This window comes from Gaiella sp., assembly GCF_035558935.1.
Lineage (GTDB): Bacteria > Actinomycetota > Thermoleophilia > Gaiellales > Gaiellaceae > Gaiella.
The window spans coordinates 18,919-40,504 of record NZ_DATMBZ010000052.1; the positions used below are offsets into that span (position 1 = coordinate 18,919).

A 21,586-nucleotide genomic window follows, 5' to 3' on the forward strand; every position below is an offset into this window, starting at 1 on the left:
GCTGGGTTAGAGTGATGTTTGTGACCCAGAGGCGAAAACCTCCGGAACGTGTCTCTCCCGCCGGAGCGGCGAGGATGTGCCGGTGAGGATCGCGCTGGCCCAGCTGAACGTCGTCGTGGGCGATCTCGACGGGAACGTCGAACGCATCCTCGGCGCCCTCGGCGAGGCGAAGCGGACGTCATCGGACATCGTCGTCCTTCCAGAGCTCGCCGTGACCGGCTATCCGCCCGAGGACCTCCTGCTCCGGCCCGGGTTCGTCCGGGCCGCGCGCGACGCCGTCGACGAGGTGGCCCGCGCCTGCACGGACATCACGGCGCTGGTGGGCGGCCCGGCGTTCGACCGCGATCTGACCAATGCGGCCTTCGTCTGCGCGAACGGCGCGGTGCAGGGCATCTACCGCAAGCACTTCCTCCCGAACTACGGCGTGTTCGACGAGCACCGGTACTTCGCCCGCGGCCGCGACCTCCTCCTCCTCGAGCTGGGAGACGTGCTCGTCGCGCCGACGATCTGCGAGGACGTCTGGCAGCCCGGGCCGCCGGCGACCGACCTTGCCCTCGCGGGGGCGACGCTGCTCGTCAACCTCTCGGCCTCGCCCTTCCACGTCGGCAAGGCGGAGGACCGCGAGGAGATGCTCGTGACACGGGCGCGCGACAATGCCATCTACGTCGCGTTCTGCAACCTCGTCGGCGGACAGGACGAGCTCGTCTTCGACGGGCACTCGGTCGTCCTCGACGACGAGGGCGAGGTGGTCGCCCGCGCGCCGGGGTTCGAGGAGGCGTTGCTCGTCGTCGACGTCGACCCGACCGAGGCGATCGGCCGACGGCTCCGGGATGTGCGTCGGCGCGAGCTGGAGCGCTCGCGACCGTCGCCTCCTGTTGCGGCGACGATCCGACTTGCTGCGCCGCGCGAGGCCGGCGAGGCGCTCGCGCCGACGGTCGTGCCCTTCGCGGGTGAGCTCGAGCAGATGCGGCTCGGGCTCGGGCTGGGCCTCGGTGACTACGTCCGCAAGAACGGCTTCGCCGACGTCGTCATCGGCATCTCCGGCGGGATCGACTCGGCCCTCACGGCGGCCATCGCCGCCGACACGCTCGGCCCAGACCACGTGCATACGGTGTCGATGCCCTCACGGTTCTCCTCCGAGGGGACGCGCGACGACGCGCGAGAGGTGAGCGAGAACCTCGGCGCCGACTTCCGCGAGATCCCGATCGAAGGCGTCGTGGGCGCGTTCCAGGAGGCACTCGGCGCGCTCGACGGGCTTGCGGCGGAGAACCTCCAGGCGCGGATCCGCGGTGTGATGCTGATGGCGCTGTCGAACACGCACGGGTGGCTGGTGCTGGCGACTGGCAACAAGTCGGAGATGGCAGTCGGCTATTCGACGATCTACGGCGACATGGTGGGCGGGTACGCGCTGCTCAAGGACGTGTTCAAGACGGACGTCTTCCGCCTCGCCCGTCACCTGAACGAGCGCGCGGGCCGAGAGCTGATCCCCGTCACGACCATCGAGCGCCCGCCGAGCGCCGAGCTCCGCGCCGGGCAGCGCGACGACCAGTCGCTGCCGCCGTACGACGTCCTCGATCCGATCCTCGAGGCCTACGTCGAGCTCGACCGCTCGCGCGAGGAGCTCGAGGAGCAGTTCGACCCCGAGGTCGTCGCACGCACGCTCCGCCTCGTCGACGGCGCCGAGTACAAGCGCCGCCAGGCAGCGCCGGGGGTGAAGCTCCGGCCGCGCGCGTTCGGCCGCGACTGGCGGACGCCCATCACGAACCGCTGGCGGGGCTAGACCCCCGGGGCGTAACTTCAGCCTCGCCCCTCTTTCTTGCAGAGCTCGGCCAACGCCGTCACCGTCCGCCAGTTGCGCACGGTGAGCGTCGTCCGCAGCCGTCGCTTGACGAGCGCGTCCATCAGCTTCGACCGGCCCTGCCCGTTCGGCACGCTGACGTACACCTCCCGCCCGGCGACCGTGAGCTCGTCGGGCAGATAGCCGGAGAGGTCGCCGAGCTCCAGGTCGGCCAGCTCGACCGCGTCCGCGAGAAAGCCGACGACGACCTTGGTCGGGTCTCCAACGGGGTACGGGTTCGCCTCGACGACCCTGGCGAGCTCGTCGCCGGTCCGCGTGACCACGGCGATCTCGTGTCCTGTCGTCTTCTCGATCGCCGCCGCGAGCACGGGACCGGGATCCGTCCGTCCGCGCCGCGTGAAAACGACGTTCCCGGTCTGCAGGTACGTCTCGACGTCCGTGTGCCCGAGCGACTCGACGATCCCGCGCAGCGCCGGCATCGCGATGCGCTTGTGAGGACCGATGTTGATTCCGCGCAGGAGGGCGGCGACGCGCATCCGGGTAGTTTGACGCAGCCCGTCACGCTGTGAGCGCCCGGAGGGCGCGAAACCACCGCAGGCGCTCCTCCCATGGCACGGCCGCGTTCGCCGGGGAGGTCGACGGCAGCACGAAGAGGAGCGTCTCGCCGAGGCGGCGCTCCTGGAGGCCATGCTGTGGCCGACCGCCGAACGGGCCACGGTACGCCTCCTTGCCGACGAAGCCGATCGCGCCGGGACGGAGCTCCGAGGCAAGCCGCTCGAGCCGTGCGGCGCTGCCCGCGAAGTCGGGCTTTCGCAGGTCGGACGAGCCGCGCGTCGTCCGGTACGCCGCGTTCGTGATCCCGATCCCGTAGGCCAGCACGTCGGCCTGCTCGGACGGGTCGACGAGCCGTGGCGTGAACCCGGCGGCATGGAGCAGCCGCCAGAAGTCGTTTCGCGGGTTGGCGAAGTGGGCGGCCTTCGCGTCGGAATGAAAGCCGGGGTTGATGCCGCAGAAGACGACGTCGAGCCCCGGCGCGAGGACGTCGGGGACGGCGCTCGGCGTCGCCACGACCCGAGGCTACCCGCGGCTATGCCGCTTCGGGCTCGCGCTCCTCGAGCCGCGCCTCGAAGGCGAGACGGATCCGCTCCGTCAGTACCGATGTCGCCTCGGGGGCGTCCTCGCCGGGTCGCATGACCCGGACGGCGTCGTCGTCGCCCACCCAGCCGTAGCACCGGAGGTAGCACTCCTGCTCGTTCAACGGCCGCAACCGCTGCATGGGCCCCAACCGTAGGCCACGGACCGGACGGCGGCGCTTCTCTAAGCTCAGCCCGTGTCCACCAGGACGAAGTCCTTCGACTACGCGGTCTCCGTCGACGAGACGTGGGATGCGCGGTCGGACCGGGGCGGCGGCGTGCTGCCCGGTGCCGAGGAGGCGTCGTGGACGCCGGAGCACCTCCTGCTCGCGGCGCTCGTGCGCTGCACTCTCACGAGCCTCCGCCACCACTGCGTGCGGGCAGGGATCGTGCTGACGGCGAGCGCGTCCGCGCACGGGGTCGTCACCCGGCGCGAGGTCGACGGGAGGTACGCGTTCGTCCTCGTCTCGGTGGAGGCGAACGTGTCGTTCGACCCGAAGCCGGACGAGGCGGCGGTCGCGGAGCTGCTCGAGAAAGGCGAGCGCGACTGCTTCATCGGCGCTTCGCTGCTCCCGAGCCCGATCTACGCGTGGCGGGTGGCATGACGAGCGCGGCGGAGCCGACACCTCGCACGCTCGACGTCCCGGCCGTCCGCGCACGCTTCACCGCGCTCGATCGGCCGCTCGCCTTCTTCGACGGGCCCGGGGGGACGCAGTGCCCGGACGAGGTGATCGACGCGATCGCTGCGTACCTCCGCAGCTCGAACGCGAACGTCGGCGCGCCGTACGAGACGTCTCGGCGGACGGACGAGCTCGTGGCGGCCGCGCACGAGCGCGCCGCGTCGTTCCTCGGGTGCGACGCCGGCGAGGTCGCGTTCGGGCAGAGCATGACCGCCCTCAACTTCCTTTTCACGCGCGCGCTCGCGCGCGAGCTCGAGCCGGGGGACGAGGTGCTCGTCACGCGCCTCGACCACGATGCGAACGTTGCGCCCTGGCTGGCGCTCGCCGACGATCTCGGCATCGTCGTGCGCTTCGTCGACGTCACGGACGAGCTGGCGCTCGATCTCGACGACCTCGAGCGGAACCTTTCCGGCAGGACGAAGGTCGTGGCCTTCCCTGCCGCGGCGAACTCGGTCGGCACCGCCCCGGACGTCAGCCGCGTCGTCGAGCTCGCGCACGGCGCGGGCGCGCTCGCCTGGGTCGACGCGGTTCACTACGGTCCGCACGGGCCGATCGACGTCGCCGCCTGGGGGTGCGACGTGCTGATCTGCTCGCCGTACAAGTTCTTCGGGCCGCACATGGGTCTGGCGTTCGGCCGCGAGGAGCTTCTCCGGAGCTGGCGCCCCTACAAGGTCCGGCCCGCCGCCGACGAGCCGGTCGGGCACCGGTTCGAGCTCGGCACGAGCCAGCACGAGCTCCTGGCCGGATTCGTCGCCGCCGTCGACTACGTGGGCTCGGTCGGCTGGGAGGCGATCGTCTCGCACGAGCGAGAGCTCGGCGAGCGGTTCCTTGCCGGCCTCCCCGGCGAGGTGACGCTCCACGGGCTGCCGACGATGACGGGCCGCGTTCCGACGTTCTGCTTCAGCGTCGCGGGACACAGCGCACAGTCCGTGGCTGAGCACCTCGCGACCCGCGACGTGGCCGTCTGGTGGGGCAACTACTACGCCCTCGAGACGATGCGCCGGCTCGGCCTCGACGAGGTCGACGGCGCGGTCCGCGCAGGGATCGTTCACTACAACACCGCCGAGGAGGTCGACCGGCTTCTTGCGGGGATCGCGGAGCTGGCGTGAAGCTGCTCCTGCTCGGAGGCCCGAGGTTCGTCGGCAGGGCGGTGATCGACGCTGCGCTCGCGCGCGATCACGAGATCACGCTCTTCAACCGCGGAACGACCGGCGCCGATCTCTACCCCGAGCTCGAGCGGATCGTCGGCGATCGCGACGGCGGGCTCGAGGGCCTGCTCGGCCGCGACTGGGACGCCGTCGTCGACACGTCGGGATATGTGCCGCGCATCGTCGGCGCGAGCGCGAACCTGCTCGCCGCCGCGGTGGGCCACTACGTCTTCGTGTCGAGCATCTCCGTCTACGCGTCGTTCGCGGAGGTCGTGGACGAGGAGTCGCCGCTCGAGACGCTCGCCGAGCCCGGGTCCGAGGAGGTGAGCAAGCACTACGGCGCGCTCAAGGCGCTGTGCGAGCGGGAGGTCACGAGCGCGTTTCCGGGACACTCCGCACTGGTCCGTGCCGGCCTGATCGTCGGCCCGCACGACCCGACGGGCCGGTTCACGTACTGGCCGCACCGCATCGCGCGCGGCGGGGACGTCCTCGTCCCCGGTCCCGCGTGGCGCCAGGTGCAGTTCGTCGACGTCCGGGACCTCGCCGAGTGGATGGTGACCGCGGCCGAGACGGGTCTGCACGGCGCATTCAACGCCACGGGCCCGTCGACGATGGGAGCGGTCGTCGACGCCTCTCGCCGTGCGTCGGGCTCCACGGCGCGTGCGGTCGAGGTGGACGACGCGTTCCTCACCGCCCAGGGCGTCGGCGAGTGGATGGAGCTCCCGCTGTGGCTCGACCCTGGCAACGAGGAGACGCGTCACCTCCACGAGGTCGACACGAGCCGCGCGACGGCCGCTGGGCTCACGTTCCGACCGCTCGACGACACCGTCGCGGCAACGCTCGCCGACGCCGAGCTCGTCGACGGCGTCGGCCTTGCGCCCGAGCGCGAGCGCGAGCTGCTCGAAGCGTGGTGGTCGCGCGGCGCAACCGGCGACCCGGCCGCCTAGAAGAGCTCCCCCGGACGAGGGCCGGAATCACCCTGAGGAGGGGTTCCGCGACAACTGTCATGGGTGGTATCCACCCGGGACGCACCCGCGCGGGCAGGCCGCGCAGGCCTTTCGACCAGAGGGGGAGCACATGCACCGGATCGCGCGCCGCGTGATCATCGTCGTCGCGGCGACGGCCGCGCTGATGGCTGTCCAACCCGCGTTCGCAGGCACGGCGAGCTGCGGCGGGGACGCCAGGAGCACGCTCGCGTCGCGGAGCGGCCTTTCGCCGAGCGACATCGCGAAGCACGGCGGGACGAATGCGGGGGACGTCAACAAGCTCATCGCCGCCGTCTGCGACGACACGCACTCGGCGCCGACGGCCGCCGCTGCCGCGATGCAGGCCGCGAACTACACCCCGACCGAGATCGGCGACGTCCTCGTCGGCGGCTTCGAGCAAACCGTGCTCGAGAGCGCGGGGATCTTCGCCTACCTCGGCTTCGACGCGAGCGAGATCGCGTCGATGCTCCTCGGGTCGTACGCGCAGACACCGCTCGAGGGCGCACAGATCCTGAAGAGCCTCGGCTTCGGCGCCGTCGAAGTCGGCGTCGCGCTGAAGGACGTGTTCGGCCAGACGGCCTTCCAGGCGGCGGGAATCCTCAAGCAGGTCGTCTACACGGCCGTCGAAGTCGGCGAGGCGCTTCGCGACGCGTTCCTCCAGGGAGCCCAGGGCGCGGCGCAGATCCTGAAGGACGTCGCGTTCGGCGCCGTCGACGTGGGCCTCGCCTTGAAGAACGCCTTCCTCCAGAACGCCCAACAGGCGGCACAGATCCTGAAGACGATCGCGTTCGGCGTGGTCGACGTCGGCCTCGCGCTCAAGAACGCCTTCCTCCAAGGGGCGCAGGATGCCGCCCAGATCCTGAAGGCGATCGCCTACACGGCGCTCGACGTCGGCATGGCGCTGCGTGACGCCTTCCTGCAGACCGCGGAGCAGGCGGCACAGGTCCTGAAGACGGTCGCGTTCACCGTGGTCCAGGTCGCGGGGGCGCTGAAGGACGCCTTCCTCCAGTCGGCGCAGCAGGCGGCGCAGATCCTGAAGACGGTGGCGTACGGCGTCGTCGATGTCGCGAATGCGCTGAAGGACGCGTTCCTCCAGACGGCGCAGGACGCGGCCGCGATCCTGAAGGCGATCCTGTTCAGCCCGCTCGACGTAGGCACCGCGCTGCGCGACGCGTTCTTCCGCAGCGCCGAGCAGGCCGCGGCGATCATGAAGGCGGTGCTCTTCGCGGCCGCCGACGTGGCGGTTGCGTTGAAGGATGCGTTCCTCAAGGGCGCACAGGCGGCCGGCCAGATCCTCAAGGACATCGCCTTCGGCGTCGTCCAGGTCGCGGACGCGCTGAAGACCGCCTTCCTCCAGAGCGCGCAGGCGGCGGCGCAGATCCTGAAGGACATCGCCTACGGCGTCGTCGAGGTGGCGAACGCCCTGAAGAACGCGTTCTTCCAGGCAGCGCAGGACGCCGCTGCGGTGCTGAAGGCGATCGGCTACGCGGTCAACGAGGTGGCCCAGGCGCTCGAGACGGCGTTCTCGATGCTTGCGAACGAGGTCGGCAGCGTCCTCAAGGCGATCGGCTACGCGCTGGAGGACGTCGCGAAGGCGCTCGGCGCCGTGTTCGGGCTCGTCGAGGACGGCCTCAAGAGCGTCCTCGTGGGTATCGGGTTCGATCCCGGCGACGTGGACGACATCCTCGACACGATCGCCTGTCTCGTGTTCCCGCCGTCCTGCTTCTTCTGAGAGCTGATGGGCCGGGGGCGAACGGCGCGCCCCCGGCCCTCGACTACCATCGCGGCGTGGCGACCTTCCAGCGCACGACGCTCTCCAACGGCACCCGGGTGCTGACCGCGCCGATGTCGCACGCACAGTCGGTCTCCTGCTTCGTGATGTTCGCGGCCGGCTCGCGCTACGAACGGCGCGACGAGAGCGGGGTCGCGCACTTCGCCGAGCACATGTTCTTCAAGGGCACCGAACGGCGCCCGACCGCGCGGGACATAGCGACCGAGATCGATGCGATCGGCGGCGAGTTCAACGCCTTCACCGGCAAGGAGCTCACGGGCTACTACGTCAAGTGCGCCGCCGAGACGCGCGACGTCGCGCTCGATGTGCTCGTCGACATGCTGCGCAACTCGCGCTTCGACGCCGACGAGATCGAGCGCGAGAAGGGCGTGATCGTCGAGGAGATGAACATGTACGCCGACACGCCCCGCTCCTACGTCGGCAACGTCTGGGAGCGGCACGTCTACGGCGACCAGCCGCTCGGCTGGGACATCATCGGCACCGAGGAGACCGTCCGCGGAGCGACCCGCGAGACGTTCTTCGAGTACATCGACCGCTGGTACCGGCCCGAGCGTACGGTCGTCGGGCTGGGCGGGAAGGTCGGCGACGACGTGATCGAGCGGCTCGAGGAGCTCCTCGGCTCCGTCGCCGCCGCGCCGACCGGAGCACCGGAAGCCGTGGTCCTCCCCGAGAACGGCAGTCCGGTACGCCTGCACACGAAGCAGTCCGACCAGGCGCACGTCGTCGTCGGCGCGCGAAGCTATCCGCACGGGCATCCGGACCGGTACGTGGTGCAACTCCTCTCCACGGTGCTCGGCGGCGGCATGTCGTCGCGTCTCTTCACCGAGGTGCGGGAGCGCCGCGGGCTCGCCTACTACGTCTTCTGCGCGAACAACTCGTACGCCGATGCCGGCACGCTCTCGGCGCAGGGCGGCGTCGACCTCAACCGGATCGACGAGGCCGTCGAGACGATCGTCGCCGAGCTCCGGCGCGTCGTCGACGAGCCCGTACCGGCCGAGGAGCTCGAGAAGGCGCGCGCGTTCGCAAAGGGCCGCTTCGTGCTCGGCCTCGAGAGCCCGCACGCGACGATCATGTTCGGCCTCCGCCGCGAGCTCCTCGAAGGCCGCGCCGTCGAGCCCGAGGAGGTCATGGCCGGCCTCGACGCCGTCACCGTCGAGGACGTGCAGCGGGTCGCGGCCGACATCCTCGGCAGCGGGCTTCGCCTCGCCCTGATCGGGCCGTTCGACGATCCGGCGCGATTCGAGCCGCTGCTGGCTGCCTGACGCCGACTCGCTTCGACCGCACCGGTTAGGTCGTCGTGCTGACAAACGCACTGTCGGCCTGCTGACAGACGACCGTCGATGCGCGGCATAGCGTCACGGTCCGACAGCCGGGATCCGCGCCGTGCCGTGTCGCCCTCGACGCGGCCATCGGCCGGGGACGGGCAACGCACCTGCGGCGAGAAAAGGGGGAATCGAGATGGCGAGGTCGATCGATCCGAGCGGTGGGACGCCCGCTGGGCGGGGAACGCGACGATCCGGTGCGAGTCACCCGGGCTCGCGGCGACTGCTCGGGGCCGCGTTCGTCGCGGCGCTGCTCGCATTGACAGTGATTTCAGGCGCCTCGGCGGCGTCGATCGGGTCCGCCGGGCCCCTCACGGCAATCACCATCAGCACCGACCTGAACTGCGACGTCCGCCACGCCGGCGACACGGCCCCGGAGTGGTACGGCACCACGGCGTGCGGGACGTTCGCGGTCGACCAGTCGACGTCCACGCTCTACGGCCCGGCAACCATTCCGGCAGGCGGCTCGGCGAGCCCGAAGACCGCCTTCACGCCCGTCAGCCAGACTGGGCCGACGGGGTCCGGCACGAGTGCCGACCCGTACACGATCGTGACGGTGGTCACGCTCGGGACGAGCGGACTGACGATCACGCAGACGGACTCCTACGTCGTCGGTCAGGAGTCGTACCGCACCGACGTGCAGATCGCGAACGCAAACGCGTCGGCGCGGGCGGTGCGGCTGTACGCCGCCGGCGACTGCTTCCTCCAGAACTCCGACTACGGATACGGACGCGTCGACGGGTCGGCGGTCGCCTGCACGGCCACCCAGGACCCCGCGAGCCGCATCGAGCAGCTCTACCCGCTGACTGCAGGCAGCAGCTACATGGAGGCCGGCTACAACACCATCTGGGCGCGGATCGGCAGCCAGCTCGCCGGCCCGAACACCTGCGACTGCGCGATCAACGAGGACAACGGGATCCTCCTCAGCTGGGACGTCACCGTTCCGGCCGGGGGATCGACCGTCGTCTCGCATCTGACGACCTTCTCGCCGCTCGGCGTCGCGCCGCTCGCGACCACGAAGACCGCGGACTCGGCAGCGGTCGCTCCGGGCGGCGGCGACGGCTACACGATCACGATCCACAACCCGAACGCGGGCGCGGCGACGGTCACCTCGATCACCGACACGTTGCCGGCGGGCTTTGCGTACGTCGCGGGATCGACGACCGGCGCAACGACGTCGAACCCGTCGATCTCGGGTCAGACCCTCACCTGGAGCGGCTCGTTCGTCGCCGCGGGCGGCGGGGACGTCACCCTGCACTTCAACGTGACGGCCTCGAGCACGCCCGGGACGTACACGAACAACGCAGGTGGAGAGGCGGGTGCAGTGACGGTCGCACCGACGGGCGCCACGGCCCCGGTCACCGTGCAGGCGGTCGCTCGCCAGGCGACGTCGCTCACGGTGGCAGCGGCGACCGGCGACTTCGCGGACGCCACGACCGTGTCGGCGGTCCTCACGGTGTCGAGCACCTCGACGCCGATCCCGGGCAAGTCGGTGACGCTGACGCTGAACGGCGTGGAATCCTGCACCGCTACGACGGACGCGACCGGCAAGGCGTCGTGCGCCGTCACGCCCGGTGAGCCGGCGGGGTCGTACCCGCTGGCAGCCTCGTTCGCCGGCGACTCTGCCTACGAGGCGAGCACCGGATCGTCGACGTTCGTCGTCACCCTCGAGGAGACCGCGTTGTCCTACACGGGCGACGTGTCGGCGGTGAACGGCCTGCCCGCGACGCTGTCCGGCGTCCTGACGACGGACGACCCGGCCGCCGGCACGCCGATGGCAGGGCGAACGGTCACGTTCACGCTGGGTTCGGGAGCCACCGCCCAGTCGTGCTCGGGCACGACGAACGCGTCGGGTTCGGCATCGTGCTCCATCGCGTCGGTCGCTCAGACCCCGGGGGCGGTCGGGGTGGCCGGCCGGTTCGCGGGCGACACGTTCTACGAGGCGGCGAGCGTGTCCGCGAGCGTCAACGTGTTCCCGCCCCCGGCCACCGGCGCCTTCGTGATCGGGGACCGGTCTGCAGGGTCGCCGACCGTCGGCAATGCGGTGTACTTCTGGGGCTCTCAGTGGGCCAAGAAGAACTCGTTCAGCGGCGGTGCGCCGTCCGAGATGAAGGGCTTCGCGGACAGCCCGACGAGCGTCACGTGCGGCTCGCGGTGGGAGACGCGACCGGGCAACAGCTCGGCGCCACCGTCCACGCTTCCCGGACGGATCAACGTGATCGTGTCGACCAACGTGCAGAAGAACGGGTCGACGATCAGCGGCACGATCGAGCACATCGTCGTCGTCGAGGTCGCTCCCGGCTACGGCCCGGATCCAGGCCACGCCGGCACGGGCACGATCGTCGGGATCGTCTGCTAGGGCGGTCTGGGTGAGACGCGCGCCGTGGGGGTGGGACCACCCCACGGCGCCGTCGTCTCGGTGGGGCGTCTGCCGCGGGCTGACCGTGCCCCGTTGCAACCACTGCCGCGCGAGACGACAATCCGCGCGTGGCTGCGGCACAGCCGTCGGGGACGGTGACGCTGGTCTTCACGGACATCGAGGGGTCGACGCGACTGCTCGAGCGGCTCGGCCTGGTGCGATACCGGGCCGCGCTGGCCGAGCACCGCACGGCGATCCGGGACGCGTGCGGACGTCACGGGGGATACGAGGTCCACTACGAAGGCGACTCGTTCTTCTACGCGTTCGGGCAGGCGGCGGACGCCGTCACAGCCATGCGCGACGCCCTCGCCGCGCTCGACGAGGCCCCGGTGTCGGTCCGGGTCGGGATCCACACCGGCACACCGGCGCCCGACCCGCCGAAGTACGTCGGCATCGACGTCCACCGCGCGGCGCGGATCGTGGACTCGGCACACGGCGGGCAGATCGTCCTCTCGCGCGAGACGGTCGTCGCGCTCGACGGACACGGCGACCTCGAGCTCGTCGACCTGGGAGAGCATCGGTTCAAGGACATCCGACTTCCCGAGCGGCTCTACCAGCTCGGCTCCGCGAAGCATCCCCCGCTTCGATCTCTGTACCGGCTGACGCTCCCCGTCCCCGGAACGCCGTTCCTCGGCCGCGAAGCGGAGGTTGCGGAGGTCGTCGCGCGCCTCGCCGACCCGGACGTTCGGCTGCTCACCCTCACCGGCCCGGGCGGCACGGGCAAGACGCGTCTCGCGCTCCGCGCCGCCGAGGAGGCCTCGGCCCACTTCCCGGACGGGACGACGTGGACCGGCCTCGCGCCGCTCGGTGAGGCGGATCTCGTCCTCCCGGCGATCCTGCAGGGACTCGGAGCTCGCGACGAGCGGGGTGAGCCGCCGCTGACGGCGCTGACCGAGGCGCTGCTCGGCAGGCGCGCGCTGCTCGTGCTCGACAACGCGGAGCACCTCGTGGACGGCGTCGCCGATCTTGCGGCCGCGCTCATCGCCGCGTGCCCGACGATCGCGCTGCTCGTGACCAGCCGCGAGCGTCTCGAGCTCAGCGCTGAGACGGTCTGGCCCGTCCCGACCATGAGCGCGCGGGACGGCGAGGCGCTCTTCCTCGCCCGCGCCCGCGCCGCGGGCGTCTCGCTCGACGCCGACGACGCGATCTGCGAGCTCTGCGAACGGCTCGACCGCCTGCCTCTCGCAATCGAGCTCGCCGCGGCGCAGACACCCGTCCTCTCCCCGGACGAGATGCTCGACGAGCTCGCCGATCGGCTTCCGAGCCTCGCCACACGCGCGCGCGACGTCGACGAGCGCCAGCGGACGATCGAGTCCACCATCGCCTGGTCCTACGACCTGCTTGCGCCCGAGGAACAACGCGTCCTGCGCGCGCTCGGCGTCTTTGCGGGCGGGTGCACGACCGCCGCTGCCGTGGACGTCACCGGCGCCTCGGCGGATCTCCTCGAAGCGCTGGTCGCCAAGAGCCTTCTGGCGCGACGCACCGACGAGACCGGGACGGCGCGATACGCGATGCTCGAGACGATCCGGGACTTCGCGCGCCGCCGACTCGACGAGAGTGGCGACGCCGGAGAGGTCGCCGACCGGCACATCGACTGGCTGGAAGGCGTGGCGATGGCCCATGCGCGTGCCGCGCGGATCCGCGACGAGAATGCTCTGGCGGCGCTCCGCTCCGAATGGCCGAATGCGCGCGCCGCGCTCGTCCACTGCTCGGAGCGCGAGCGTCCAGCGCCCGCTCACCAGATCCTGTGCGGGTTCGCGTTCTCGTGGCTGACGGGCGGGGCGGTCGACGAGGGGGACAGCCTTGCCCGCATGGTCGTCGCCATCCCCTCGGAGCCGAGTCATGGGCTGGGCTGGTCGTATGCGCTTGCCGGGCAGTTCGCCCAGACGCGCGGCGAGCCGACGCGGGCGGCGGAGCTCGCCTGCAGAGCGGTCTCGATCCTCGAGGAGACGGGGCCGCCCGGCGACGTTGCCGCGGTGCACGCCGACCTGGGGATCCAGCTCGCCGATCTCGGTGACCTCGAATCGGCGGCACGCCACGCTCGTCGCGCGCTCGAGATCCGGCGGGAGGTGGGCGAGGAATCGGGGATCGGGCACGCACTGCAGACGGTTGCGTATGTCGAGAAGGCCGAGGGCGACCTCGCGGCATCCGTCGCCACGAATCACGAGGCCGTCGAGTACTGGGAGTCGAGCGGCTATCCGCTCGAGGCAATCTCCGCGCTGACGGAGGCGGGGCGGGCCGAGCGGCTTGTCGGCCACGCGGACGGCGCGGAAAGCACTCTCCGCATCGCACTCGGCCGCAGCCTTACGGCGCAGGACGGCCCGGTCACCGCTGCGATCGTGACCGAGCTCGGGCTCCTCGCGGCCGGACGCGGCGCTCACCGCCGCGCCGTCGAGCTGCTCGCGCACGGGACGACGCTCGCGGAGACGTCCGAGTCGGCAGCAGTCGACGTGACCGACGAGCTGGAGGCCCTTCGCGAGCTCCTTCCAGCCGACGAGTACGAGCGCGCCTGGGAGCGAGGGCGGGTCCGCACCATCGACGACGCGCGTGTGCTCCTCGGGGACGACCCGGCCGCGAGAGCGAACGACGAAGAAGTGTCAGCCGCCTGACCTTCGTCGTGTCGGCAGGCGGACAGACGCGCCGCGCCGGCCGTTCTACCGTCGTCCCACCTGTTCACGCGTCAGCGAGAGCAAGGAGCTGCGGTGGAGTTTCGGATTCTCGGCCCGATCGAGGTCGTCGGCGACGGCGGCGAAAGCCTCGCCCTCGGCGGCACCCGGTCGCGCGCGCTGCTCGCAGCGCTACTGCTCGAGCCGGGGCGGGCGGTTACGCGCGAGCGCCTCATCGACGGGCTGTGGGCCGCGCCGCCTGCCACTGCGTCGCACGCTCTCGAGGTATGTGCCTCCCGCCTCCGTCGGACGATCGGCCGCCAGCGGATCCGCTGCCAGGGTCACGCGTACCGCGCGGAGGTCGAGCCGGACGAGCTCGACCTCGTGCGGTTCCGGACGCTCGTGCGCATCGGACGCGACACAGCGGCGGCAGGAGACCTGGGAGGCGCCGCGATCGCACTCGCCGACGCGCTCGCGCTGTGGCGCGGCGAGCCCGTCGCATGCCTCAACGGCGAGCCTCTGGCCCGCGACGCGCGCAGCTTCCTCGAGGAGGAGCGTCTCACGGCCGTCGAGCAGGACCTCGACGTCCGACTCGCACTCGGCCGGCACGAGGAGCTCGTGCCGGAGCTGCGCAGGATCGCGGGCGCCCATCCGACACGCGAGCGGCTTTGGGCGCGGTTGATGCTGGCCCTCTACCGTTGCGACCGGCAGATCGATGCGCTCGACGTCTTCGCCGGCGTCCGCGCCCGGCTGCGGGACGAGCTGGGGATCGAGCCGGGCCTCGAGCTCCGTGCCATGCAGCGCCAGATTCTCGTCCACGATCCGTCGCTCGAGGTCTTCCGTCCCGCCGTCGTCGTCCGGTGAGCACGGCGTGAGTGGTTCGTGAGCCTGCGCTGCCACTGTCGCGCGTGATCAGGGGCGGGCAGGGCATTGGGGCGCTGCGGACAGGAGACGCGGATGAGGTCATCATCGAGATCTGGGCGCTTCGGGCGAGCGTCGACACGGACAGCCCGATCGACAAGGCGTCCGGCGACGTCGAGGGCGGCCCGGTCAAGATCCACCGCAGCTGACCGGCCGCACCCGACAAGGGGCGCGTCCGCGCGGGCGCGCCCCGGCATCCGATCCGACAGGAGAACGTCATGACAGGCATCGAAGGGACTCTCGTACGGACAGTGCGCGTCGGCGCCTTCGCCGCCGCGGTCGTCGCGCTCACCGCGTCGTCGGCGCCGGCCGCTCCGGAGCCCGACTGCCAGAACGACTCCAAGTCGCTCGGACGGATCGAGCTCTCGACGGCGGACACACCCGGAACGTGGTGGTACCTGACCCGCACCGGGCTCGACGCGGCGGGCGTCACCGACTACCTCGCCGCGGCAGAGGCCGCCTTCGGAGCCGACTTCGCCGATCTCGACGACGCGGTGGCGGCGATGATCGCGGCGGTCGAGCCCGTGGACAAGAACGGCAACGGCTTCGTCTGCGCGTCCGCCCTGCGCGGCACGAGAGCTGTCCTCGGCGATCCGCACTACGCCTACTACTACTTCGCGGCCACGGACGACAAGCACGACGCCGGGTAGCGGGGGGTGCGGCGCCGGGTGAACGCCCGGCCCCGGGCGGCTTGTTCGTCGCCGGGCGAGGATCTAGGCTCGCCGCCCATGGAGTGGCGTCTGCTCGAGGGCGTGCCGGGCGAGGACGTCCGGCGCCTCTTGTCGGTCGCCCGGCGGCGCGCGTTCCGCAAGGGCGAGGTCGTCTTCCACCAGGGCGACGCCGCCGACTCCCTCCACCTCGTCTCCAAGGGGCGGTTTGCCGTCCGTGTGCGGACTCCGCTCGGCGAGCACGCGACGATCGCGATTCGCGCACAGGGTGACAGCTTCGGCGAGATGGCCATCGTCGGCCGCGGCGCGAAGCGCTCCGCGACCGTCGAGGCGCTCGAGGAGAGCGAGACCTTCTGCGTGGGAGACACCGACTTCCACCGGCTACGGCGTGAGCATCCCGCGGTCGACGAGTTGCTGATCGACTTCCTCGCCGACGAGGTGCGGATGCTGAACGCGCGCCTGCTCGAAGCGCTCTACGTCCCGGTCGAACGTCGAGTGGTGCGCCGTCTCGCGGAGCTTGCACGGCTCTACGCCGAGGGCGAGGGCGAGGTGGTGATCCCGCTGACGCAGGAGGAGCTCGCGGGGCTCGCCGGAGCGACACGGGCGACGGTCAACCAGGTGCTGCGGGCGCAGCAGGAGCAGGGCCTCGTCGAGCTCCGGCGCGGGAAGACGATCGTGCTCGACCGGGCGGCGCTCGACGCGCGCGCCCGCTGAGCGCCCCATTGCGCCCGCGCCCGGCGGGCACGACAATCGGCGCGTGGCTGCGGCGCAACCGTCCGGGACGGTGACGTTGGTGTTCACCGACGTCGAGGGCTCGACGCGGCTGCTCGAGGAGCTCGGCGTGGTGGGGTATCGGGCGGCGTTGCATGAGCACCGGCGGGTGATGCGGGAGGCGTGTGCACGCGGCGACGGCTATGAGGTGGATTACGAGGGCGACGCCTTCTGCTACGCCTTCGCCTCCGCACAGGCAGCCGTCACCGCCGTGAGCGAGGCGGTGGCAGGCCTCGACGGAGGTCCGATCAGGATCCGGGTGGGGATACACACCGGCCGGCCGGAGCTCGACCCACCGAGGTACGTCGGCATCGACGTCCACCGCGGCGCCCGCATCATGGGCGCCGCGCATGGCGGCCAGGTCGTTCTCTCGCGCGAGACGGCGAGACTGCTCGACGACGGCCATCGGCTGAAGGACCTCGGCGACCACCACTTCGAGGGCCTCGCGGCACCCGAACGCGTCTTCCAGCTGGGTCTCGACGATCACCCGCGACTCCGGTCGCTGTACCGCGTCACCTTGCCCGTCCCCGGCACGCCGTTCCTCGGCCGCAAGGACGAGCTCACGGAGGTCGTCGAGCGCCTCAGGCACCCCGACACCCGCCTGCTCACGCTCACCGGGCCCGGCGGCTCGGGTAAGACGCGCCTTGCGCTCCAGGCCGCCTCGACGGCGGCCGACCACTACCCCGACGGGGTCGTCTGGATCGCCCTCGCACCACTCCGGGACCCCGCCCTTTTCGTGCCCGCGATCGCCCGCGCGCTCGAGATCCGGGACGTGCCCGGGCGGCCGCTGACCGAGACGGTGGCCGAAGGCATGCTCGGCAAGCGGGCCCTCGTGCTACTCGACAACGCCGAGCACCTCCTACCCGAGGCGGCGTACGCCCTCGCGGGACTCACCAGTGCGTGTCCGACCCTGCGGCTGCTCGCCACCAGCCGTGAGCGTCTGCGGATCCCCGCCGAGTCCACCTGGCCGGTGCCGCCACTCGTCGAGCGCGACGGAGAGGACCTCTTCGTCGCTCGCGCACGCGCGCAGGGCGCGAGAACCGACGCGGACGACACCGTCCGAGCGTTGTGCCGACGGCTCGACGGGCTCCCGCTCGCAATCGAGCTCGCGGCGGCCCGCGCACCCGAACTCTCTCCGGCCGCGATACTCGAGCGCCTCGACGAGCGGCTCGAAGTCCTCTCGACGCGGGCGCGCGACGTCGACGAGCGCCAGCGCACGCTGGACGCCACGATCTCGTGGTCGTACGAGCTTCTCGACGTCGAGGAGCAGCGCACGCTCCGCGCGCTCAGCGTCTTCGCGGGCGGCTGCACCCTGGAGGCGGCCGCACAGGTTGCCGCAACGGACCGGCAGGGGCTCGAGTCCCTGCGCGACAAGAGCCTCGTCCGTCATCGCGTGGACGGCGCCGGGAACGACCGCTATCGGATGCTCGAGACCATCCGCGAGTACACGGCGCGGCGCCTCGAAGAGCGCGGCGAGGAAGCCGCGATCCGTCGCGATCACGCACGGTTCTTCGGCGACCACCTGGCGGAGCTGTGGCGCGGCGCGCGCGCCTACGACGAGCCAGCGTCCAGTCTGCTGGAGGCGGACGTCGCGAACGGGCGACTGGCATTGGAGAACGCGCTCGACGACGGCGACGGCTGCACCAGCGCACGTCTGTTGTGGGGCCTGAGCACGTTCTGGTCACGGTACGGCCTGCTCCGCGAGGCGCTCGCGGCCGTCGAGCGCTACCTGCTGCTGGATCGAGCGGCGCTCGCGCCGACCGAGCGCCTGATCGGCGAGATGGTCGCCGCCGAAATGCTGCGCATCGGCGGTGAAACTGCTCGCGCTCGGGACATGTTCCTCTCGGCCGTCGACCTCACGCGGCGCTTCCCGGATGCCGAGGTTCCGAGCTCCGACGCGGCCGCGCGGCACTGGATCCTGCCTTTGCTCGCGGAGCTTTCCCGCGCGGAGCTCCGGCTCGGGCATCTGGAGGACGCACGGCGACACGCCGAGGAGTCGCTCGAGCTGTATCGCACATGGGACGAGCCGCTCGGCATCGCAAACGCGCTTGCCGCAGTCGCCAACGTCGCGCGCCGCGCCGGCGACCTCGACCGCTCGGCCGCGTGCTGGGCCGAGGCGGCCGACGTCGCGGACACCGCCCACCCGCCGACCGCGGCCGCGCTGAGGGTGCGTCGAGCGGAGATCGAGATCATGCGGAATCGGCTACCCGATGCCCTGGATCTCCTGGCGGGGAACCTTGCGGGCGTGTCGGTCGACCAGGACACCGACGATCTCGTCCGGTCCCTGCTCGTCGCAGCGAGTGCGCTCGACGCGTGCGGCAAGGGTGCGGAAGCGACCGCCGTCGCCCGGGCGGCGAGCGCACAGGCCACGAAGTCCGGAATCGGGCTCGACCCGTGGGAGCACGATGCGCTGGCGAGGCTCGCGGCTCGAGGGCCGACAAACGGGAACGGCGCCGCCGATGCCTCCCTCGTGCTCGAGCCCGGCGAGGCGCTCGGGCTGGCGGTGGACGCGATCGAGGCGCTTCTTCGACGACCATGACCACGTCGCAACCGTCGGGGACGGTGACGTTGGTGTTCACCGACATCGAGGGCTCGACACGGCTGCTCGACGAGCTCGGTGTCGACGGCTACCGGGCCGCGCTCGCAGAGCACCGCCGCATCGTGCGCGACGCCTGCGCGCGCCACGACGGGTACGAGGTCGACTACGAGGGCGACGCGTTCTTCTACGCCTTCGCCACCGCCCAGGCAGCCGTCGGCGCGGTGAGCGAAGCCATGATCGGACTCGACGGCGGCCCGATCCGGATCCGGGTCGGAATCCACACCGGCGCGCCAACCCCCGACCCACCGAAGTACGTTGGCATCGACGTCCATCGCGCGGCCCGCATCATGAGCGCCGCCCACGGCGGCCAGGTGGTGCTCTCTCCCTCCACCGTGGCGCTGCTCGACGGCGGCATCGAGCTGCACGACCTCGGCGAGCACCGCCTGAAGGACCTCAGCGCCTCCGTCCGCCTGCACCAACTGGCGATCGACGGGCTCCCCGATGAGTTTCCTCCGCTCAAGACGCTCTACCGCTCCAATCTCCCGGTCCCCGCCACTCCCTTCCTCGGCCGCGAGGAGGAGCTGGGCGCGGTCATCGAGCGCCTCCTCGACCCGGATACCCGGCTGCTCACCCTCACCGGCCCCGGAGGGACCGGCAAGACCCGCCTCGCCCTCCAGGCAGCCGCCCAGGCAGCCGACCACTACCCCGACGGCATCACCTGGGTCGCGCTCGCACCGCTCCGCCTCGCCGAGCTCGTGATCCCGACGATCGCGCAGGCATTCGACATCCGAGAGCAACCCGGACAACCACTCGCAGACACACTCGCCCAGACCCTCCTCCGCAAGCAGGCCCTGCTGCTTCTCGACAACCTCGAGCACCTCCTTCCTCGTGCCGCGAACGACCTCGCAGCCCTCACCCGCGCCTGCCCCACACTGCAGTTGCTCGTGACAAGCAGGGAGCGCTTGCGGGTCAGCGCCGAGACGGTGTACCCCGTGCCCACTCTCGCCGGCGACGAGGGTGCGCGGCTGTTCGTCGAGCGCGCACGAGCGCTCGGCGTCGACATCGCTGCCGACGACACCGTTCGCGCCGTGTGCGGCCGTCTCGACGAGCTGCCCTTGGCGATCGAGCTCGCCGCTGCTCGCACGCGCCTTCTCTCTCCCGCGACGATCTTGGAGCGACTCGACAAGCAGCTCGACCTTCTCACGACGCGCGACCACGACATCGAGGAACGACAGCGCACACTCGAGGCAGCGATCGCATGGTCGTACGACCTACTCGACCCCGAAGAACAGCGCGTGCTACGTGCGCTCAGCATCTTCGCGGGCGGCTCGACGATCGGGGCCGCAGAGCGCGTCGCCGATGCCGACGTCGAACAGGTCGAATCTCTGCTCGACAAGAGCCTCGTCCGCCACCGCGTCGACGAGACCGGCGACGACCGCTACTGGATGCTGGAGACGATTCGCGAGTACGCGCAACAGCGCCTTTCGGCGGACGCGCGAGAAGCGGACTCCATCCTGGAGGCGTTCCTCGACTGGCTGGACGACTTGGTGGGAGAGGTCGATCAGGACTGGGTCGACCGCGACCAACTCGACTGGTTTCTCGCGCTCGAGCGTGAGCGCGCAAATCTCATGCAGGCAATCGCGGCGTGTCAGACGAGCGGGAGGCACGACCGTGCACTTCGACTGGTGGTCGCCGCCGACCAGTTCCTCGACGCGCGTGGACCCTACGCCCCCTTTGCGGATCTCCTCGAGGGACTGCGCTCGAGCGACGCGCAGTTGAATCACAGAGCGCTCCTGCTGCGACTCCGGCTCCTGCTGAGGATGGGATGCCACGACGAGGTGGATGCCGTCGCGGAGGCGGCTGCAGCTTCGATGGACGCAGACCCGATCGCCGAAGGACGGCTCCTCTCGCTGCGGTCGTTCAACACCCTCTACAAGGGCGATGCGGAGGCCGCCGTCTCCCTGGCGGATCGGGCCGTCGGCCTGACTCGCCTCGCCGGCGATCGCAGGGGGCTCGCGGACGCACTCATCTCCCAAGCGATCGCGCACTCCCATCTCGTGACCCGCTCTCCGCCCGCCGATGGGATGGACACGTGCCTCGTCCAGCTCGACGAATCGCAGCGGCTGTCGGAGAGTCTGGGCGACCGACGCAACATCGAGACGGCTCGGTTGAACACAGCGATCGTCTTGCTGTCGGACCGGAAGCCCGCAGATGCGTGCGCCGTCCTCCAGGAATCGCTCGTGAACGTGCGTCAGCTCGCCGACCCGTACCTTCTCTCGGTGACACTGGGGAACCTCGCTATCGCCCTCGCAGCGGTCGAGAACTCCGGTGGTGCGCGAACGGCCCTCCGCGAGGCCTTTGCGCTCGAGCTTCCGCAGTTCGACGACGCGCTGCCGATCGAAGGACTCCTCACTCTCGCAATCGCGGCCAGGCACGCTCAGATGAGCGAGCGAGCCATTGCGTTGTGGGCCGCAGGGGAACGGCTGCGCGAGGCCGCGGGCTACCTGCTCGGCCCCGAGCTGCAGGTCTACGTCTCAGACCAGCTGGATCCGCTTCGTGGGAGGTCGGACTTCCAGCGGCATTGGGTGCAGGGCCTCACTCTCTCCCCCCACGAGGCGATCGCCCTCGGGGTCTGCGAGGACGTGAACTGACGGCGGTGCGTCCCGTCGGGGCTCCATGACCCGCTCCGACGACTTGTTGGCGCTCTGGGAGGTGCGGGACCGTTTCGTCGAGGGCGATCGTTGGTTCGAGCGAGCACTCGAGCTGCCGGGAGACTTCTGTCGGCCGAGAGCGGCGTCGCTCT

General features: G+C 71.0%; 17 protein-coding genes. 14 read left to right on the top strand and 3 right to left on the bottom strand.

The annotated features are described in order from the left end of the window. Positions 1-82 precede the first annotated feature (82 nt). Complete coding sequence (locus VNM44_RS05225; RefSeq protein WP_325623395.1) at positions 83-1,780, top strand: NAD+ synthase; 1,698 nt, start codon at positions 83-85, stop codon at positions 1,778-1,780. Positions 1,781-1,797: 17 nt separating this feature from the next. Here VNM44_RS05225 and VNM44_RS05230 read toward each other — a convergent pair whose 3' ends face one another. The 3 genes from VNM44_RS05230 to VNM44_RS05240 are packed head-to-tail and all read right to left on the bottom strand — an operon-like array spanning position 1,798 to position 3,074. Beyond that, on the bottom strand, positions 1,798-2,334 hold the full coding sequence (locus VNM44_RS05230; RefSeq protein WP_325623397.1) for a DUF1697 domain-containing protein: 537 nt from the start codon (positions 2,332-2,334) through the stop codon (positions 1,798-1,800). Between the two features lie 22 nt (positions 2,335-2,356). Next, entirely contained in the window at positions 2,357-2,866 is a 510-nt protein-coding gene (locus VNM44_RS05235; protein ID WP_325623399.1) for a mismatch-specific DNA-glycosylase, read from the bottom strand. A 19-nt stretch (positions 2,867-2,885) separates the two neighbouring features. Continuing rightward, complete coding sequence (locus VNM44_RS05240; protein ID WP_325623401.1) at positions 2,886-3,074, bottom strand: hypothetical protein; 189 nt, start codon at positions 3,072-3,074, stop codon at positions 2,886-2,888. Positions 3,075-3,128: 54 nt separating this feature from the next. Here VNM44_RS05240 and VNM44_RS05245 point away from each other — a divergent pair, with 54 nt between their 5' ends. The 13 genes from VNM44_RS05245 to VNM44_RS05305 all read left to right on the top strand — a co-directional run bounded on the left by VNM44_RS05245 (position 3,129) and on the right by VNM44_RS05305 (position 21,434). Continuing rightward, the gene (locus VNM44_RS05245) at positions 3,129-3,536 is read left to right on the top strand and encodes an OsmC family protein (protein ID WP_325623403.1); all 408 of its coding nucleotides are present in this window, start codon (positions 3,129-3,131) and stop codon (positions 3,534-3,536) included. Then, positions 3,533-4,720, top strand: coding sequence for a cysteine desulfurase-like protein (locus VNM44_RS05250; protein WP_325623405.1), 1,188 nt, complete (start codon positions 3,533-3,535; stop codon positions 4,718-4,720). The genes VNM44_RS05245 and VNM44_RS05250 overlap by 4 nt, the downstream gene beginning before the upstream one ends. After that, positions 4,717-5,706 carry an NAD-dependent epimerase/dehydratase family protein gene (locus VNM44_RS05255; protein WP_325623407.1) on the top strand — a complete coding sequence of 330 codons (990 nt, stop codon included), beginning with the start codon at positions 4,717-4,719 and terminating at the stop codon, positions 5,704-5,706. The genes VNM44_RS05250 and VNM44_RS05255 overlap by 4 nt, the downstream gene beginning before the upstream one ends. Positions 5,707-5,836: 130 nt before the next feature. Continuing rightward, complete coding sequence (locus VNM44_RS05260) at positions 5,837-7,477, top strand: hypothetical protein (RefSeq protein ID WP_325623409.1); 1,641 nt, start codon at positions 5,837-5,839, stop codon at positions 7,475-7,477. A gap of 56 nt (positions 7,478-7,533) precedes the next feature. Then, complete coding sequence (locus VNM44_RS05265) at positions 7,534-8,799, top strand: pitrilysin family protein (RefSeq protein WP_325623411.1); 1,266 nt, start codon at positions 7,534-7,536, stop codon at positions 8,797-8,799. Between the two features lie 196 nt (positions 8,800-8,995). After that, positions 8,996-11,218: an Ig-like domain repeat protein gene (locus tag VNM44_RS05270; RefSeq protein WP_325623413.1), complete on the top strand. Its 2,223-nt coding sequence runs from the start codon at positions 8,996-8,998 to the stop codon at positions 11,216-11,218. A 128-nt stretch (positions 11,219-11,346) separates the two neighbouring features. Then, a complete protein-coding gene (locus VNM44_RS05275) occupies positions 11,347-13,887 on the top strand; it encodes an ATP-binding protein (protein WP_325623416.1) in 2,541 nt (846 codons plus the stop codon). Positions 13,888-13,980: 93 nt separating this feature from the next. Beyond that, positions 13,981-14,748 carry an AfsR/SARP family transcriptional regulator gene (locus VNM44_RS05280; protein WP_325623418.1) on the top strand — a complete coding sequence of 256 codons (768 nt, stop codon included), beginning with the start codon at positions 13,981-13,983 and terminating at the stop codon, positions 14,746-14,748. 44 nt (positions 14,749-14,792) lie between these two features. Then, positions 14,793-14,954, top strand: a complete 162-nt coding sequence (locus VNM44_RS05285) for a hypothetical protein (RefSeq protein ID WP_325623420.1) — start codon at positions 14,793-14,795, stop codon at positions 14,952-14,954. 69 nt (positions 14,955-15,023) lie between these two features. After that, positions 15,024-15,455 (top strand): hypothetical protein, encoded by a 432-nt coding sequence (locus tag VNM44_RS05290; RefSeq protein ID WP_325623422.1) that lies wholly within the window; start codon positions 15,024-15,026, stop codon positions 15,453-15,455. A 78-nt stretch (positions 15,456-15,533) separates the two neighbouring features. Then, positions 15,534-16,187: a Crp/Fnr family transcriptional regulator gene (locus tag VNM44_RS05295; RefSeq protein ID WP_325623424.1), complete on the top strand. Its 654-nt coding sequence runs from the start codon at positions 15,534-15,536 to the stop codon at positions 16,185-16,187. 43 nt (positions 16,188-16,230) lie between these two features. Further along, positions 16,231-18,783 carry an ATP-binding protein gene (locus tag VNM44_RS05300; RefSeq protein WP_325623427.1) on the top strand — a complete coding sequence of 851 codons (2,553 nt, stop codon included), beginning with the start codon at positions 16,231-16,233 and terminating at the stop codon, positions 18,781-18,783. Beyond that, the gene (locus VNM44_RS05305) at positions 18,780-21,434 is read left to right on the top strand and encodes an ATP-binding protein (protein WP_325623429.1); all 2,655 of its coding nucleotides are present in this window, start codon (positions 18,780-18,782) and stop codon (positions 21,432-21,434) included. The genes VNM44_RS05300 and VNM44_RS05305 overlap by 4 nt, the downstream gene beginning before the upstream one ends. Positions 21,435-21,586 lie beyond the last annotated feature (152 nt).

Excerpts from the sequence above, each read along its gene's own strand:
- VNM44_RS05230 (WP_325623397.1), bottom strand. The coding sequence starts at position 2,334 with ATGCGCGTCGCCGCCCTCCTGCGCGGAATCAACATCGGTCCTCACAAG.
- VNM44_RS05240 (WP_325623401.1), bottom strand. The coding sequence starts at position 3,074 with ATGCAGCGGTTGCGGCCGTTGAACGAGCAGGAGTGCTACCTCCGGTGC.
- VNM44_RS05250 (WP_325623405.1), top strand. The coding sequence starts at position 3,533 with ATGACGAGCGCGGCGGAGCCGACACCTCGCACGCTCGACGTCCCGGCC.
- VNM44_RS05260 (WP_325623409.1), top strand. The coding sequence starts at position 5,837 with ATGCACCGGATCGCGCGCCGCGTGATCATCGTCGTCGCGGCGACGGCC.
- VNM44_RS05270 (WP_325623413.1), top strand. The coding sequence starts at position 8,996 with ATGGCGAGGTCGATCGATCCGAGCGGTGGGACGCCCGCTGGGCGGGGA.
- VNM44_RS05290 (WP_325623422.1), top strand. The coding sequence starts at position 15,024 with ATGACAGGCATCGAAGGGACTCTCGTACGGACAGTGCGCGTCGGCGCC.
- VNM44_RS05295 (WP_325623424.1), top strand. The coding sequence starts at position 15,534 with ATGGAGTGGCGTCTGCTCGAGGGCGTGCCGGGCGAGGACGTCCGGCGC.
- VNM44_RS05305 (WP_325623429.1), top strand. The coding sequence starts at position 18,780 with ATGACCACGTCGCAACCGTCGGGGACGGTGACGTTGGTGTTCACCGAC.